Origin of the sequence: Pseudomonas sp. B22129, assembly GCF_044218875.1 — a bacterium.
Taxonomy (GTDB): Bacteria; Pseudomonadota; Gammaproteobacteria; order Pseudomonadales; family Pseudomonadaceae; genus Aquipseudomonas.
On record NZ_CP162592.1, the window covers coordinates 3,387,051 to 3,403,786 of the forward strand.

The 16,736-nt window shown below is 60.8% G+C and carries 16 protein-coding genes; 2 read left to right on the top strand and 14 right to left on the bottom strand.

The features are described from left to right. Positions 1–5: 5 nt before the first annotated feature. The 7 genes from AB4P94_RS15550 to minC all read right to left on the bottom strand — a co-directional run bounded on the left by AB4P94_RS15550 (position 6) and on the right by minC (position 6,791). Positions 6–2,171 (bottom strand): mechanosensitive ion channel family protein, encoded by a 2,166-nt coding sequence (locus tag AB4P94_RS15550; protein ID WP_395611265.1) that lies wholly within the window; start codon positions 2,169–2,171, stop codon positions 6–8. 72 nt (positions 2,172–2,243) lie between these two features. Next, positions 2,244–2,420, bottom strand: coding sequence for a hypothetical protein (locus tag AB4P94_RS15555; RefSeq protein WP_010208820.1), 177 nt, complete (start codon positions 2,418–2,420; stop codon positions 2,244–2,246). Between the two features lie 191 nt (positions 2,421–2,611). Beyond that, a complete protein-coding gene (locus AB4P94_RS15560; protein WP_065903452.1) occupies positions 2,612–3,901 on the bottom strand; it encodes a M18 family aminopeptidase in 1,290 nt (429 codons plus the stop codon). Between the two features lie 185 nt (positions 3,902–4,086). Beyond that, positions 4,087–4,722: an RluA family pseudouridine synthase gene (locus AB4P94_RS15565; RefSeq protein ID WP_307390791.1), complete on the bottom strand. Its 636-nt coding sequence runs from the start codon at positions 4,720–4,722 to the stop codon at positions 4,087–4,089. Between the two features lie 95 nt (positions 4,723–4,817). Beyond that, positions 4,818–5,072 (bottom strand): cell division topological specificity factor MinE, encoded by a 255-nt coding sequence (minE, locus tag AB4P94_RS15570; RefSeq protein WP_003175252.1) that lies wholly within the window; start codon positions 5,070–5,072, stop codon positions 4,818–4,820. A 3-nt stretch (positions 5,073–5,075) separates the two neighbouring features. Then, positions 5,076–5,888 (bottom strand): septum site-determining protein MinD, encoded by an 813-nt coding sequence (minD, locus tag AB4P94_RS15575; RefSeq protein ID WP_003209098.1) that lies wholly within the window; start codon positions 5,886–5,888, stop codon positions 5,076–5,078. A gap of 165 nt (positions 5,889–6,053) precedes the next feature. After that, positions 6,054–6,791 (bottom strand): septum site-determining protein MinC, encoded by a 738-nt coding sequence (gene minC / locus AB4P94_RS15580; protein WP_395611266.1) that lies wholly within the window; start codon positions 6,789–6,791, stop codon positions 6,054–6,056. A gap of 119 nt (positions 6,792–6,910) precedes the next feature. Here minC and AB4P94_RS15585 point away from each other — a divergent pair, with 119 nt between their 5' ends. Next, a complete protein-coding gene (locus AB4P94_RS15585; protein ID WP_395611267.1) occupies positions 6,911–7,846 on the top strand; it encodes a lipid A biosynthesis lauroyl acyltransferase in 936 nt (311 codons plus the stop codon). Between the two features lie 142 nt (positions 7,847–7,988). Next, positions 7,989–9,137, top strand: a complete 1,149-nt coding sequence (locus AB4P94_RS15590; protein WP_395611268.1) for a patatin-like phospholipase family protein — start codon at positions 7,989–7,991, stop codon at positions 9,135–9,137. Positions 9,138–9,246: 109 nt separating this feature from the next. Here the strand turns inward: AB4P94_RS15590 and AB4P94_RS15595 are convergent, their stop codons facing one another. The 7 genes from AB4P94_RS15595 to puuE form a co-directional block, all read right to left on the bottom strand. Then, a complete protein-coding gene (locus AB4P94_RS15595) occupies positions 9,247–10,032 on the bottom strand; it encodes an outer membrane protein OmpK (RefSeq protein WP_395611269.1) in 786 nt (261 codons plus the stop codon). Between the two features lie 445 nt (positions 10,033–10,477). Beyond that, on the bottom strand, positions 10,478–11,824 hold the full coding sequence (locus tag AB4P94_RS15600; RefSeq protein ID WP_395611270.1) for a nucleobase:cation symporter-2 family protein: 1,347 nt from the start codon (positions 11,822–11,824) through the stop codon (positions 10,478–10,480). A gap of 200 nt (positions 11,825–12,024) precedes the next feature. Further along, positions 12,025–13,314, bottom strand: a complete 1,290-nt coding sequence (locus tag AB4P94_RS15605; RefSeq protein ID WP_017254846.1) for a urate hydroxylase PuuD — start codon at positions 13,312–13,314, stop codon at positions 12,025–12,027. Positions 13,315–13,364: 50 nt separating this feature from the next. Beyond that, positions 13,365–13,868 (bottom strand): ureidoglycolate lyase, encoded by a 504-nt coding sequence (locus tag AB4P94_RS15610; protein WP_395611339.1) that lies wholly within the window; start codon positions 13,866–13,868, stop codon positions 13,365–13,367. 127 nt (positions 13,869–13,995) lie between these two features. Then, the gene (gene alc / locus AB4P94_RS15615) at positions 13,996–14,991 is read right to left on the bottom strand and encodes an allantoicase (protein ID WP_395611271.1); all 996 of its coding nucleotides are present in this window, start codon (positions 14,989–14,991) and stop codon (positions 13,996–13,998) included. A gap of 41 nt (positions 14,992–15,032) precedes the next feature. Then, a complete protein-coding gene (gene uraD, locus AB4P94_RS15620) occupies positions 15,033–15,548 on the bottom strand; it encodes a 2-oxo-4-hydroxy-4-carboxy-5-ureidoimidazoline decarboxylase (protein ID WP_395611272.1) in 516 nt (171 codons plus the stop codon). Further along, positions 15,545–16,471, bottom strand: coding sequence for an allantoinase PuuE (gene puuE, locus AB4P94_RS15625; protein ID WP_395611273.1), 927 nt, complete (start codon positions 16,469–16,471; stop codon positions 15,545–15,547). Before puuE ends, uraD begins: the two co-directional genes overlap by 4 nt. Positions 16,472–16,736: the final 265 nt, after the last annotated feature.

A 16,736-nucleotide genomic window follows, 5' to 3' on the forward strand; every position in this document is an offset into this window, starting at 1 on the left:
CATGTTTATTGTTGTTGATCTTTCTCCTGCACAGTGCCGGCGGTGACCACCTGCACACTCAAGCGCGGCGTGGCCAGGTCCAGCCCGGCCTCGTCCAGGTGGCGCTTGAGCGACAGGTTGAACGCCCGCGACACTTCCCACTGCTTGATCGGCGCCGTCTTGAAGCGTGCGCGCAGGATGGCGCTGCCGGATTCGAAGCTTTCCACGCCTTGTATCTCCAGCGGCGACCAGATGTTGCGGCGCTGCAGCGGGTCGTTGCGCATCTTCTGGCCAACGTCGCGCATCAGCTTGATCGCGTCGTCGATTTCCATGTTGTAGGGGATCGCCACCCGGAAGATCGCGTAGCCGAACTCCCGCGAGTAGTTCTTGATGCTCTTGATTTCGCTGAACGGGATGGTGTGCACGATGCCGTCGATGTCGCGCAGGCGCACGGTGCGAATGGTCAGGCCCTCGACGGTGCCGAGGTGGCCGCCGACGTCCACGTAGTCGTCGATGGCCAGGGAGTCTTCGATGATGATGAACAGGCCGGTGATCAAATCCGCGACCAGCGACTGCGCACCAAAACCGATGGCCAGGCCGATCACACCGGCACCGGCCAGCAGCGGCGTGACGTTCATGCCCATGTTCGCCAGGGCGACGATGGCGGCGATGATAAAAATGGTCACGAACAGCACGTTGCGGATCAGCGGCATCATGGTCTGCGCACGTGCATTGGCCAGGCCTTTGCGCGAGCGGGTCAGGGCATGGTGGATCGCCGTGTCGCTGAGGATCCAGATCAGCCACGCAAACAACAGCGTGCCGCCGAGGCCGAACAGTTTGACGCTGATTTCATGGCCATCGCCTTCGGTGAAGCGAATCAGCGACAGGCCCCACACCCGCAGGCCCAGTTCGATAAACACCAGCCACACCACCAGGTGCGCCAGGGTGTACAAAAAGCTTTTCAGGCGTTCGGAATACAGCGCATGGCGTTTGTGCCCGCGTTGCGGCTTCAGCGCATGGCGGCGCACCAGCCCATTGATCACCATGCACAGCACCAGCAGCACCGTGCACAGCAGCGATTGGCGCAAGGCGGTGCTGGTGTCGCCGGCGGACAGGAAGGTCGCGAACAGCGAGATGCACACCAGCAGCAATGCCGGCAAATACCAGAAGCTGCCGATGATCGAGAGGGTATCGGTGAGGGCGCGGCGCGTCAGGCGGCGCGACAGCGGCTGGTTGCGGATCAGGTGGGCGATGGGGCGGCGAAAACGCAGGATAAACACACCGGTGGACAGTGCGGCCATTACATTGGCCACCGTCGCGGCAGTGTGGGCCAGGTGTTGGCCGAGGGCCTGGACCAGTCGCGGGTCGCTCAAGGCTTCGCCAAAGGCGGCGAAGCTGCCGATCCACCACAACGGCCGGAAGGCCTGGTGCCGCAGGATGTACAGCGCGCGGTGGCGGTGCGGGCCGTCCAGCACCGAGAAGGCAATCACGCAGATGGCCGAGAAGCAGGTGCCGACCACCAGCGCATACGCCAGCACCATCGCCAGGGATTTGCCCAGCGATGAGGGCAGGGCGTAGCTGAGGTACACCGTGATGATCAGGGCGATCATCCACGGCCCGAGCTTGCGCAGGGCGAAGCGCACCATGTCCCAGGTGCGCGGGTGTTGCGGCAGTTCTTCCGGCAGGCCGAAACGTTCGCGCACGCGGTGGCTGAGCCAGATCAGCGCGGCGGCCAAGAGGCTCCACACCGCGAGGATCACGGCAAAGCCGAAAATGATCGGCAGCCATTCCCGCGCAGGCAGCATCAGCGCGCCGAGTTCATCCTTGGCTTGGTCAAATTCGTTGGACCAGCGTGACAGCGGGCTGTCGGCGCCGGAGAACTGCGCTTCCAGCCCAGCCAGCGTGCCGCCGATCAAACCGAGTACGCCTTGCTCGGCGGCCGGTTGGGCTTTTTGCGTGGCTTCGCGCAGCTTTTTGAGGTCGGCCAGCAACTGGGTGCGTTGCTGGTCGTTTTCCAGGGTCTTGATCACTTCGTCCAGCGACTGGCCCAGCGGCACGTCGGCCTGGGGCTGGGTTTTGCTGGCGTTACCCAGCAGGCCGGGCAGGCTCACGGCCTGGGCAGGCGCGAGCGGCAGCAAGGTGAGCAGGGCGATCAGAAAACAGCAGGGCAGGGCAAACAGACGGGAGAGCACGAGGCGGTCAACCTTGAAAACGACGAATTGACCGAGTGTACGAGGCCGCTATGCCAGATGCGAGTGCATTTGTCATTCCGCCAGTTTGGCGAGGATCTTGTAAACCACCGTGCCCAGGATCAGCAGCATGCCGATCCACATGCCAAATACGCCCAAGGGCTTGTCGCGGAAGTTGAAGCCGACGGCGAGCATGATCATGCCGATCAGAATGGGGATAAGCATGGCGTGGAACGAGGACATGGAGATCATGGGGCGACGGCCTTGTCGGAGTGGGAATACTGACAAGTTTAGGTCGGTTTACAGGAAATGGTGTTGATGTGTGTCAGATGGCGTTCGGTGTGTTTGGAATGGCCATCGCGGGCAAGCCCGCTCCCACAGTTTGATTTGTGAATGCATTCAAATGTGGGAGCTGGCTTGCCTGCGATGGGTTCGCCTCGGTCTCAGGGCAGGTCGCGGCTCGCGTAAAACGCCCCCAACACCTTCACCAGATGCGCCAGGTCATGGCTGCCGCACAGTTCACGGATGGAATGCATGGCAAACGTCGGCAAGCCGATGTCCACGGTGCGCACGCCCAGGTGGCTGGCGGTGATCGGGCCGATGGTGGAGCCGCAGCCCATGTCGCTGCGCACCACGAAGCTCTGTACCGGGACTTCCTGGGCCATGCACAGGTGACGGAAGAACCCGGCGGTTTCGCTGTTGGTGGCGTAGCGCTGGTTGCTGTTGACCTTGATCACCGGGCCCGCATTGAGTTTCGGGCCGTGGTTGGCGTCGTGTTTCTCGGCGTAGTTGGGGTGCACGCCGTGGGCGTTATCTGCCGAGACCAGCAGGGATTTCTGAATGGTGCGCACGAACTCATCACCTTCCGGCAACAGGCGGCGCAGGGTCTGCTCCAGCATCGGGCCGTCGGCACCGCAGGCCGAGCAGGAGCCGACTTCTTCGTGGTCGTTGCACACCAGCACGCAGGTTTCGTCGGTTTCGCTGGTCAGCAAGGCTTGCAGGCCGGCGTAGCACGACAGCAGGTTGTCCAGGCGTGCGCCGGCGATGAAGTCGCCGTTCAGGCCAATCACCGCAGCGCTTTGCGTGTCGTAGAAACTCAGCTCGTAGTCGAGCACCACGTCGGCGTTCAAGCCGTGTTCGCGGGCCAACTGCTCGGTGAGCACGGCGCGGAAGTCGACGCGCTCGTCACCGGCAAATTGCGCGAGGATCGGTGGCAGCTCGGTCTGGGCGTTGATCGCCCAGCCCTGGTTGGCTTCACGGTTGAGGTGAATGGCCAGGTTGGGGATGATGGCGATGGGCAGTTTGAAATCGATCAACTGGCTTTCGACCTTGCCGTCACGGCGGAAGGTCACGCGCCCGGCCAGGGACAGGTCGCGGTCAAACCACGGCGCGAGCAATGCGCCGCCGTAGACTTCCACGCCCAGCTGCCAGAAGCCCTGGCGTTGCAGTTCCGGCTGGGGCTTGACCCGCAGGCACGGGCTGTCGGTGTGGGCGCCGACCAGGCGAATCCCGCCCAGCAACGGCGAGTGGCGGCCGAGCTTGAAGGCGATGATCGAGGAGTCGTTGCGGGTCACGTAATAGCGACCGTTGGCCTCGGTGGTCCAGGTTTCGCGCTCGTCGAGACGCTGGTAACCGGCCGCTTCCAGGCGCTGGGCGAGGGCGGCAGTGGCATGAAAAGGAGTAGGGGAGGCCTTGAGGAAGTCGATCAGGCCTTGATTCAACGCTTCGCGCATAAATAGCTCCAGACAGCAGTGCGCGGAGTTTACCGTATTGGTTTCACTCGGTGTCTAGAACTGACACAGAACTAAATGTGGGAGCGGGCTTGCTCGCGAATGCGGTGGTTCAGTTAACTCAACTGTGACTGGCACACCGCATTCGCGAGCAAGCCCGCTCCCACATTTTGATTGTATTGCCAACTTTAGAACGGCGCAGGGCACTCGAAGCGCAGGCGCTCGCCGCTTTGCGGGTGAGTGAAACTCAACATGCTGGCATGCAGGCACAGGCGCGGCCACGCGGCCAGAGCCTGTTCATGGGCATACAGCCCATCACCGAGCAACGGGTGCCCGATCGACAGCATATGCACACGCAGCTGGTGCGAACGCCCGGTAATCGGCGTCAACTCCACACGGCACCAGTCACCGCAACGCTCCAGCACCTTCCAGAAAGTCAGCGCATGTTTGCCGAACTCGTGGTCGACCACGTGGCGGGGTTTGGTCGGCGGGTCGTAGCGCAGGGGCAGGTCGATGCTGCCGCTGTCCAGTGCCGGTTGGCCCCAGGCCAGTGCGGTGTAGGCCTTTTCGGTTTCGCGGTCGTGAAACTGGCGCGACAATTCGCGGTGGGTATCGGCGTCGCGGGCGAGCAGGATAATCCCTGAGGTTTCCCAGTCCAGGCGATGGACGATGCGGGCTTCGGGGTAGCCGTTTTCCTGCAGGCGGGTGATCAGGCAATCCTTGTTGTCATCGGCGCGGCCTGGCACCGAGAGCAGCAGGGTTGGTTTGTTCACCACCAGGACGGCGGCGTCCTGATGCAGGATATGAATATTGGACAACGGCATCAAACAGCCTCGTAACAAACGCCAACGGCGGCTCGCTCACCCGGTTCCCGCAAGGGATCAAGGTGACCGAGCCGCCGTGGCAGCCGCCTTTTCGATTAACGATCAGGCAGGGTGATATTGAGTTCCAGAATCGAGCAGCTGCCGTCGTTTTCAAGGGCGACATGCACGTCATCGTTACCGATATTGACGTACTTGCGGATCACCTCGACCAGTTCCTTCTGCAAGGCTGGCAGGTAGTCCGGGGTGCTGCGTTGGCCGCGTTCGTGCGCCACGATGATCTGTAGACGCTCTTTCGCTACCGACGCGGTACTTGGCTTTTTGTTGGCGCGAAAGAAGTCGAGAAATTTCATTGTTTAGTTGCCTCCAAAGATACGCTCGAAGAATCCCTTCTTCTTGACATCGAGGAAGCGGTGTTCCACGGTCTTGCCCAGCAAGCGATCAACGGCATCGCTGTACGCCTGGCCGGCGTCGCTCTGGTCGTCAAGAATCACCGGAACGCCCTGGTTGGAAGCCTTCAGCACCGCCTGGGATTCCGGGATCACACCCAGCAATGTCACGGCGAGAATTTCCTTCACGTCTTCAACACCGAGCATTTCGCCGTTGCTGACGCGCTCAGGGTTGTAACGGGTGAGCAGCAAGTGCTCCTTGATCGGGTCTTCGCCTTTTTCGGCGCGCTGGGACTTGCTGGCCAACAGGCCGAGCATGCGGTCCGAGTCACGTACCGAGGAGACTTCCGGGTTGGTCACCACGATGGCTTCGTCAGCGAAGTACATCGCCAGGTGAGCACCGGTCTCGATACCGGCCGGGGAGTCGCAGACCACGTATTCGAAGGTTTCTTTGAGCTCGGCGAGGACTTTGCCTACGCCTTCTTTGGTCAGCGCGTCTTTGTCACGGGTCTGGCTGGCGGCCAGCACGTACAGGTTCTCAAGGCGCTTGTCCTTGATCAGGGCCTGTTGCAGGTTGGCTTCGCCGTTCACCACGTTGACGAAGTCATACACCACGCGACGTTCGCAGCCCATGATCAGGTCGAGGTTACGCAAACCGACGTCGAAGTCGACGATGACTGTTTTGTGGCCGCGCAGAGCGAGGCCGGTACCGATAGCGGCGCTGGTGGTGGTCTTACCCACACCACCCTTGCCGGATGTAACCACGAGAATCTTGGCCAAGGTGTTTCACCCCTAAGGAAAAAGGACTTTTCGGTCCCTGAAAAACATCTCTTGGAACTCGCTGCAGGCGGACAGCCTTGTAGGAAAAATAATTCCTACACAAGTAATGCCGGTTTCGCTGTGCTATCAGAGTCTAGAGATGCTTGGAAAATGCGGCAGTATCCGTTAAAGACGGATGATGTTCAACACATCGCCCGACAGGCTGACTTGTACCCCGGCCCCCCACAGCGGATCACGGCGCAAATCTTCTGAAACCTTGTACTGGCCCGCGATTGACACTAGCTCAGCGGTCAATTGCTGGCAAAAAATACGGGCCTTGGTATCACCCTTGATGCCGGCGAGGGCACGTCCGCGCATCGGGCCGTATACATGGATGTTGCCATCGGCGAGAAGTTCCGCCCCCGGGCTGACGGGAGCGACCACCACGAGGTCGCCGCCCTGGGCGTAAATTTGCTGCCCGCCGCGTACGGGGGAGGTGATGATCCTTGTAGGCTTGATCGTCGGCTCCGGTGGTTTCTCCGGTTTTTTCTTCACTTCACCTTCCAGTGGTTCGAGCGGACGCTCACGGGCACCGGACGGCGGCAATACTGGCAGTTCAATAGCGATGGCCGCAGCGATGTCTTCGATACGGCTGGCGCGAATCGCCAGGGTGCGCAAACCATGGGAGCGGCACACGCGCATCAGGCCGGGCAGATCAATCGCACCCTGGCCGGCCGGAAGCTTGTCCAGGGCCAGCACCAGCGGCGCGTTGTTGAAAAAATTCGGCGCCAGGGCGACCTTGGCCGCCAGTTGGCGGTCCAGGGCATCGAGGTCATTGCGGGCCAGCTCCAGCACGGTGATGGCGAGCATGCTGCCTTTCAGCTGGAACACGGGATCTTGGTCTAGCGGTTCGGTTTGGCTCATGGTCGGCAAAAGCGGCTTGTCACGAAAAGTGTCGAGACTTATAACGAGAACATCCCCGGGCCGCAAGCCGAGTCGATCCGTTGTAGAATGCGCGGCCCTTGTCTTTACCGGAATCTGTAATGGATCGCCCGCGTTTTCGTGCTGCATTTCTTCACCCGCGTTTTTGGCTGCTATGGCTGGGGCTCGGCCTGCTGTGGCTGGTCACTCAGTTGCCGTACCGGGCGTTGTTGACCATTGGTCGCTTACTCGGCGCGGGCATGTACCGTGTGGCCGGTGATCGCCGCCGAATCGCTGCGCGCAACCTGGAATTGTGCTTCCCGGAAAAAACCGCCCAGGAACGCAAACGCCTGCTCAAGGAGAACTTTGCGTCCACCGGCATCGCCTTTTTTGAAATGGCCATGAGCTGGTGGTGGCCCAAGCCACGCCTGGCGCGCCTGGCCCATGTCGAAGGGCTTGAGCACCTCAAGCAGGCGCAGTTGGACGGCAAGGGCGTGATCCTGATGGCCCTGCATTTCACCACCCTGGAAATCGGCGCGGCCCTGCTCGGGCAAAAGCACACCATCGACGGCATGTACCGCGAGCATGGCAACCCGCTGTTCGACTTTATCCAGCGCCGTGGCCGCGAGCGGCACAACCTCGATTCCCTGGCGGTGGAGCGTGACGACGTACGCGGCATGCTCAAGCTGCTGCGCGCCGGCCGCGCCATCTGGTACGCACCCGATCAGGACTACGGCTCCAAGCAAAGTATCTTCGTGCCACTGTTCGGCATTCAGGCCGCCACCGTGACCGCCACCAGCAAGTTCGCCAAGCTGGGCAAGGCACTGGTGGTGCCGTTCACTCAGGAACGCCTGGCCGACGGCAGCGGCTATCGCCTGGTGATCCACGCGCCGTTGGCCGATTTCCCCGGCGAAACCGACGAGATCGATTGCCTGCGCATCAATCAGTGGGTCGAAGCCTCTGTACGCGAATGCCCCGAGCAATACCTGTGGACGCACCGGCGCTTCAAGAGCCGCCCGCCGGGCGAGCCTAAGTTGTACGAAAAACGCCGTCGATAAGGCGGACGAACACATGTGGCGAGGGAGCTTGCTCCCGCTGGAGTGCGAAGCGCTCCCAAGATTTTGGGGCCGCTACGCAGCCCAGCGGGAGCAAGCTCCCTCGCCACAATAAGACCCACCTTTCTCCACATGGAGTGACGCAATGCGCCCAGCTGAACCGGTTACAGGGTTGATTCTTTCCGGCGGCGGGGCGCGAGCGGCCTATCAGGTGGGGGTATTGGCGGCGATTGCCGAGTTGTTGCCGCCGGGGGCTCCGAACCCGTTTCCGGTCATCGTCGGCACCTCGGCCGGCGCGATCAACGCGGTGAGCCTGGCCAGCGGCGCCATGGACTTTACCGCCGCCATCGAGCGCCTGACCGCGTTCTGGCAGGGCTTTCGCAGCCATCTGGTGTTGCGCAGCGACTGGCCGGGCGTGGTGCGTCAAGCCAGCCGTTTCTTGACCCACAGCTTGCTGGGGTTTGGCGCGCAACTGCCGGTGGCGCTGCTCAACAGCTCGCCGTTGCGGGATTTGCTGCGCGACAAACTGCACCTGGAAGGCATAAACGAGGCCATTCGCCAGAAACAGCTGCATGCGGTGGCCGTCACGGCGTTCGGCTATGAGTCCGGGCAAGCGGTGACCTTTTATCAAGGCGGCGGCACCATCCACCCTTGGCTGCGCCATCGTCGAATCGGCGTGCCCACCCAACTGACGGTTGAGCATTTGCTGGCCAGTTCGGCGATTCCCTTGTTGTTTGCGCCGGTCAAACTCGACCAGGAATATTTCGGCGACGGCGCGGTGCGCCAGTCGGCGCCGATCAGCCCTGCCTTGCACCTCGGTGCCAGCCGCGTGCTGGTGGTGGGCGTCAGCGGCAACCCACGGGGCAACGAGCCGTCAACCCAGCGCACCTACACGGGCCAGGAGCCGACGCTGGCACAGATCGGCGGGCATATGCTCAACAGCACGTTCATCGACAGCCTGGAGGGTGACATCGAATTGCTGGAGCGCCTCAACCAGTTCAGCCATCTGTTGCCGGCCGATGCTGCCATCCAGGGTTTGGCGCCGGTGGACGTGCTGGTGATTGCGCCGAGCCAGCCGATCGATGAAATCGCCGCACGGCACCGGCAGGAATTACCGGCGGCGTTGCGCCTGTTTTTGCGCGGGCCGGGTGCGACCAAGACGAGCGGGGCGGGAGTGCTGAGTTACTTGCTGTTCGAGGCGGGGTATTGCAGCGAGTTGATCGAGTTGGGGCGGCGCGATGCGATGGCCAAGCGGGAGGAGTTAGTGCGGTTTCTTGGGCTTGCACAAATCTAAATGTGGGAGCGGGCTTGCTCGCGAATGCGGTGTATCAGTCAACTAATCCAGTGACTGACACTCTGCCTTCGCGAGCAAGCCCGCTCCCACATTAGTTCTGCAGTGTCAGTTAGAAGTGGTATTTGACCAGCAGGCTCGCGGTGTCCTGGTTGGTCTCAAACGCACCACTGTCCTGAATCCCGTACTTGTTCTTCCAATAGTCGTATTCGATACCCACATACAACTGCTTGTCGCCCCAATGCAGAGCCTTGCCCAGGTCATATTTGATTTGTGGGTTGAAGTGCAGGTTGGCGTGGTAAGTGCCGCGGGCGTTCTTGTCGTTGTCGACCACCCAGTCCATGAAACCGTCGATCAGCACGTTGGAGTTGCCGACAGGAAGGGTGTACGACCACACCGGCGTGATCTGCCACACGCCGTCACCCGGGCGGTTGCCTTCGGTCTGGCGCTGGTAGAAGTTCAGCTGGAAGTAGTCGAAACCCGGAATGTTCAGGTCAAAGCCCGGGCCCAGCAGGTAGGACTCGTTATCGCCCTCGCCGAACTCGTACGTGAAGGCCAGCAATACATCTTTGATCGGGCCGAATGAGAGGTCTGTGTCGAAGATCTTGCCAAACGACAAGCGCGGGCTGATCTCGCCGTAGTAGGTGCTCGGCCCGACGTTGCCGTCTTCCTTGCCGTTGTAAAAGATGCGGTCGACGAAGATAAAGTTATCGCCGTACTTCCATGCGTCAGCATGCTCGAAGGTGACGGTTTGCTGGATCTGCGGGTTGACGGTGAAGTTCTTGCCCCACAGATAGGTCAGGCTGTTGTTCTGCCATTGCAACAAGTCACCGGCCACGGCTTGGCCGCCAGCCAGCAGGGATCCTGCCAACATCAGGCCTTTAAACATAGGTTTCATTCGGTTGCTCCCGAGTGAAATTTTTAGGGTTGTTGTTCTACGCAGGCGCTCTGGTGTGGCGCCTTTTGGTTCGCTGCAAAAATCGTCTGTTTGGTCAGCTTTAATGCTTTTAGCAAGAGCTGCGCCAAGGTGTTCAAAAAGCCAATAAAACGCCTTCGGCTGCACTTGATGCAGTCGAAGCCAGAGGTGTTTTGTGCACATTGGCCGCAGACATCGGGCCCGGATAAGTTGGCCCTGCAGTCAGCTTTTACATTCGCTGTTTTTTTTTGAGTCGATTCGAGCGGGCGCGGAGAATACTGGCTCCCAGGCCTTGGCTCAAGTGCGCTGTTAGAGAGCGCGTGGGGCGAGAATGGGGCGCAGCTTGTGGCCGGCCCCGGGTGAATGGCGTGCATGTGGGTGTTTCCTGTTCGTTATTGTTTTTGTTGTTGTTTGATAACGGGCGGAATCAATGCGTGTGTGCGACGGCGGGGCGTTCGGAGCCGCCAAGGATGTTGAAGAGTATGTTCAGCGACAATGCGCTGAGGGTGGCCATGGCAATGCCGCTGTGGGTAATCGGGCTCATCCAAAGCGGCAGCTGCGCGAAGAATTCGGGGCGCACCACCGGGATCAGGCCCATGCCGATGCTCACCGCGACCAGCAACTGGTTGCGCCGGTCGGCGATGTCGGCTTCCTGCAGGATCTTGATGCCGGTGGCCGCGACCATGCCGAACATGGCAATTGCCGCACCGCCCAACACCGCCGGCGGGATCGATGCCACCAGGAATGCAGCTTTGGGCAGCAGGCTCAGCACGATCAGAAAGGCGCCCGCCATGATCGTCACCGAGCGGCAGCGCACGCCGGTCATCTGCACCAGGCCGATATTCTGCGCGAATGAAGAGTGGGTAAACGTGTTGAAGAACCCGGCGAAAAACGACGCACCGGCATCACACAGTAAACCGCGACGCAGCATTTTCGGGGTGACGTCCTGGCCGGTGATTTTGCCCAGGGCGAGGAACATGCCGGTGGATTCGACAAAGATGATCACCACCACCAGGCACATCGACAATATCGGCGCCAACTCGAACTTAGGCATGCCAAAGTGCAGCGGCGTCACCACCTGCACCCACGGCGCCTGTGCCAGGCCGCTGAGGTCGACCATGCCCAGCAGGCCGCACAGCAGGTAGCCCAGGCCCATGCCGATCAGCACCGAGATATTCACCCAGAAGCCGCGCATGAAGCGGTTGATCAGCAAGATGGTGCCCAGCACCAGTGCGGCAATCGCCAGGTACACCGGCGAGCCAAAAGTCGCGGCAGCGCTGCCGCCACCGGCCCAGTTCACGGCCACCGGGAACAGTGAAAGGCCAATCGCGGTAATCACCGTGCCGGTCACCAGCGGCGGAAAGAAGCGCACGACCTTGGACATAAAAGGGGCGATCAGCATGCCGAAGAACCCGGCGGCGATGGTCGCGCCAAAGATGCCCTGCAAGCCGATACCGGGCATGCCGGCCATGGCGACCATACTGCCGACGGCGGCGAAGCTGGCGCCCATCATCACCGGCATGCGGATGCCCACCGGGCCGATACCGAACGACTGCACCATCGTGGCGATACCGGCCACCAGCAGGTCGGCGTTGATGAGGAAGGCGATTTCTTCACGGCTCAAGCCGGCGGCCTGGCCAATGATCAGAGGCACGGCGACGGCGCCGCCGTACATCAGCAAGACGTGTTGCAGGCCTACCAGAATCAGTTGCAAGAGGGGCAGCCGCACCATGGCGGGCGCGGCAGGAATCTGCGGTTCGGCTAACTCGGTCATGCAACACCTCGGATCTTTTTTATTGTTGTGTTGTTCGGCATTCAATTGCCATTTGAAACGCGATCGGTAAATCGGCGCAAATCCCCTGTGGGAGCGGGCTTGCTCGCGAAAGCGGTGTGTCATTCAGCTCATCAGTGAAGTGACTGAACGATCGCATTCGCGAGCAAGCCCGCTCCCACATTTGGATCTGCATCAGGCTGTCAGTTTGTGCGCGCCCCCTGATTGATCCAGGTGCCAATCAAATCCCGCTCCTGCTGGGTCATCTGGGTGATGTTGCCCAGGGGCATGATCTGGCTGGCCACGGCCTGCGCTTGAATGCGCGCCGCCTGCTGCTGGATCTGCGCCGGGGTGTCGAACATCACGCCCGCCGGGGCGGTGCTGAACAGCGGGCTGGTGGGCTTGGCCGAATGGCACACGGCGCAGCGCTCCTGGATCACGCCGTGTACCTTGTCGAAATCAATCGAGGCCTGGGCGGGCGCCGCCGCAGGTGCGGCAGCCGGTTCTGCGGGCGCGGCAGGTTTCAAGCCGCCACCCAGCGCGGTTTCCGGCAACGGCTGGTACTCGATGGCGGCAGGGGCCTTGGCTACTTCGGCGACGGGTTTGGGGCCGGTTACATAGGCCAGGGTGATCATCGCCAATGCGCCGACCGGCAGCGTCCACGCATATTTCTGGCTGTCATGACGGGTGTTGAAGTAGTGGCGGACCAACACCGCCGCCACCGCGATACCTGCGAGGATCAACCAGTTGTATTGGCTGCCGTAGGTGCTCGGGAAGTGGTTGCTGATCATGATGAACAGCACCGGCAAGGTGAAGTAGTTGTTGTGACGCGAACGCAGCAAGCCCTTGGCCGGCAGTGCCGGGTCCGGCGTGCGGTTCTCGGCAATCGCCGCTACCAGCGCGCGCTGGGCGGGCATGATGATGCGGAACACGTTACCGACCATGATGGTGCCGATTACCGCACCCACGTGCAGGTAGGCGCCACGGCCGCTGAACACTTTGCTGAAGCCGTACGCGGCGGCAATCAACAGCACGAACAGGATGAAACCGAGCAGGGCAGGGCGTTTGCCCAGGGCCGAGTCGCAGAGGAAGGAGTAGATGAACCAGCCGGCGAACAGTGAGCCGATGCCCAGCAATACACCTTCCGGACCACTGAGGCTGCTGCCCGGAGCCAGCAGGTACAAGGTCGGGTTCCAGTAGAACACTACGCACAGCAGCGCAATGCCCGACATCCAGGTGAAATAGGCTTCCCATTTGAACCAATGCAGGTTGTCCGGCATGGTTGGCGGGGCCAGTTTGTATTTTTCCAGGTGGTAGATACCGCCACCGTGGATCGCCCACAAGTCACCGGCCAGGCCGCTCTTGGGGTTGACGCGATTGAGGTTGTTTTCCAGCCAGACGAAGTAGAAAGAAGCGCCGATCCACGCGACGCCCGTGATCATGTGAACCCAGCGTACGCTCAGGTTCAGCCATTCCATCAAATGTGCTTCCACAGTCTTTACCTCTCGCCTGTCACCCTGTTGTCGGGTGATCAGACCTTCTCTTATTGGTGGGGGGCGAGGATCAAACGCTCATCCTCTTTGAAAAAATGCTCATCGCAGTTATTGCCTGTGCCACTGCGATCAACCACCAGGAAGTCATCCCGCTTTTCGATCGTCAGCACCGGGTGGTGCCAGACGCCGCGATGGTAATTAATGCCCTGCCTGCCGTTGGTGACGAAGGCGCGGACCAAGCCTGATACAGGTTCATCGCCAAGTGGCGCGACCACGATCAGAAAGGGGTTGCCGAGCAGCGGTATGAAAGCCTGGCTGCCCAACGGGTGTCTCTCCAGCATGCACACGGTCAGCGGCATGTCCTGCGCGTCGGCGCGGAAGATGCTGATGATGGCGTGGTCTTCAGGCGTAGCGGTCTCGACCGTGGCCAATTTGTGAAAGCGCATGGTCGACCCGTTGTTGATCATGAAGTGATCGCTGCCATCGGTTTCGATAACGTCTCCGAAAGGGGCGAAGGCTTCTTTGGTCAGGGGTTCGATCACTAGTGTGCGCATGGCTGTCTTCTTATCCGAATTTTGTGTTGTTTGTTCTGCCGCCATCGCGGGCAAGCCCGCTCCCACATTTTGATGTGTGAATACATTCAAATGTGGGAGCTGGCTTGCCTGCGATCGGGTTCACCGCTTATTTGGCGACTTTACCCAGGACACGCAGGCGGCTCACACCCCCATCCGGGAACACGTTCAGGCGGATGTGGGTGATGGGGCCCAGCGCCTTGATCTGCTCGGCGAAGCTGTGTTCAGCGTGCATTTCCAGCTTCTGCGCCGGCAGCAGTTCGCGCCAGAACAGCGATTGGGTTTCGATCTGGCTGTCGGTGCCGCCTTTCACGAACGCGCCCTGAATCGAGCAGGTATCCGGGTAGTTGCCCTTGAAGTGCAGGGTGTCGACGATGATCTTCTCGATCTCGCCCGGATGACCCAGCGCCACGATCACCCAGTCATTGCCTGGCGTGCGACGGCGGGCGGTTTCCCAGCCGTCGCCCATGTTGATGCCACGGCCCGGGTTGAGGATGTTGCTCATGCGGCCGAAGTGTTCATCGGAGCACGCCAGCGCGCGGCCGCCGTTGAGGGCCGAGGCCAGGTCGACCTGTTCGTTGTCGCCAATCGACGACCAGTCGCGGAACGGAATGCCGTACACACGCAGACGGGCCACGCCGCCATCCGGGTAGATATTGAAGCGCAGGTGGCTGAATGCCTGGTCGTTGCTGATTTCGTGGTAGTGATGGCTGTTGCCTTGCAGCTCGACGGCCGACAGCACTTCCACCCACTGGGTGTTTTCATCAGGGTCGCCGGAGGCCAGGAAGCAGGCTTCCAGCGAGGCCGACGGCGGGAAGTTGCCGGTGAAGAATGAAGTGTCGATGTCCACGCCCTTGATCGAGCCCGGTACGCCCAGGCGAATCACCGCGCTGTCGTAGCCTTCGAAGCGCTTGCGGCGCGACTCCCAGCCGTCCATCCACTTGCCGTTGTCATCGAAAACGCCCTCCTTCCACACGGCCGGGGTCGGCTGGAACAGGCGGTTGGCGTCAGCGAACCAGTCATCGGTCACCGAAAGGATCTTGGTGCCCAGGCGGGCGTCGGCCAGGTTGACGAACTTTTCGAAAGGTACGGCGTAAGCTTTCATTCTTCTTGTCTGCCTTAAAGAGAGTGGCTGGGGATGGTCGTTTAGAGGGTCAGTAAACGGAACAACGCGATTTTGTTGATCTCGGCCAGCGCGCATTTGAACTCGGCGTCTACCGAGTTGTGAATACGCGTTTCGAACGCCGCCAGGATCTGATGCCGGTTGCTGCCTTTTACCGCCATGATGAAGGGAAACTTGAACTTGGCCTTGTAGGCATCGTTCAGCTCGGTGAAGCGCGAGAACTCTTCGGCCGTGCATTGGTGTATACCGGCGCCAGCTTGTTCATTCGTGCTGGCTTCGGTGAGTTGCCCCTGGACGGCGGCTTTGCCGGCCAGGTCCGGGTGAGCGTTGATCAGGGCCAGTTGGCTGGCATGATCGGCGCTCAACAGGATGTCGCTCATGCGCTGGTGCAGGGTTTCGATCTGGTCGATCGAAGCGTCCTGGCCCAGGTCGTAGGCCTTTTCGGCCACCCATGGCGAATGTTCGTAGATGTCGGCGAAGGCGGCGACGAATTCGTCGCGGCTCAGGGCCGAGGGTTTCAGGGTCTGGAATGCAGTCATTTGGCCGCTCCCTTGAACGGGTGGGTTTCGTGCCAGTGGCGGGCAATATCGACGCGGCGGGTGAACCACACCTGGTCGTGGCCTTTGACGTATTCGATAAAGCGCTTCAACGAGGCCAAGCGTGCCGGGCGGCCGATCAGGCGGCAATGCAGGCCGATGGAGAGCATTTTCGGCGCCTCGGCACCTTCGGCATAGAGCACATCGAACGCGTCTTTCAAGTATTCGAAGAAGTCATCGCCCTTGTTGAAACCCTGCACCTGGGTGAAGCGCATGTCGTTGGTGTCCAAGGTGTAAGGGATCACCAGGTGTGGCTTGCCGGTCGGGTTGTGCGGTTCCCAGTAGGGCAGGTCGTCGTCATAGGTGTCGCAGTCGTAGAGAAAGCCGCCTTCCTCCATCACCAGTCGGCGGGTGTTCGGGCCGGTGCGCCCGGTGTACCAGCCCAATGGGCGCTCGCCGGTCAGCTCGGTGAGGATGCGGATGGCTTCGAGCATGTGCTCGCGTTCCTGGGCCTCGTCCATGTACTGGTAGTCGATCCAGCGGTAGCCGTGGCTGCAGATTTCGTGGCCGGCTTCGACCATGGCGCGGATCACATCCGGGTGGCGCTGGGCGGCCATGGCCACGGCGAAGATGGTCAGCGGAATATCAAATTCCTTGAACAGCTTGAGGATGCGCCACACGCCGGCACGGCTGCCGTATTCGTACAGCGACTCCATGCTCATGTTGCGCGCGCCTTGCAGCGGCTGGGCCGAAACCATTTCCGAGAGAAATGCTTCGGACTCTTTATCGCCATGCAAAATATTGCGCTCGCCGCCTTCTTCGTAGTTGAGTACGAAAGACAACGCAATGCGCGCCTTGCCCGGCCAGTGGGGGTGAGGAGGGTTACTGCCGTAACCGATCAGGTCGCGTGGGTAGTCAGCGCTCACTGCAGTCTTCCTTCTTGTTCGTGATGATTCATGTGGCGGCCGGGCAGCAAAAGGACTGGGTGGCGTCACAGCGATGAGTGATTGTATACAACTTATCATCGACTTTGTAAGCCTGCATTTCTGCATTTTTTCCTTGGCGCCGTCAGTAAAGGGTGTAGCAAGAAACTTGCCTGACTGGTCAGCTAATGGATAAAAGGTCGTTTAAAAGCAAGGATTACTCGTCGATCAGCCCTTCGACCAATGTCGAGGGGGGCATCCACGGCTT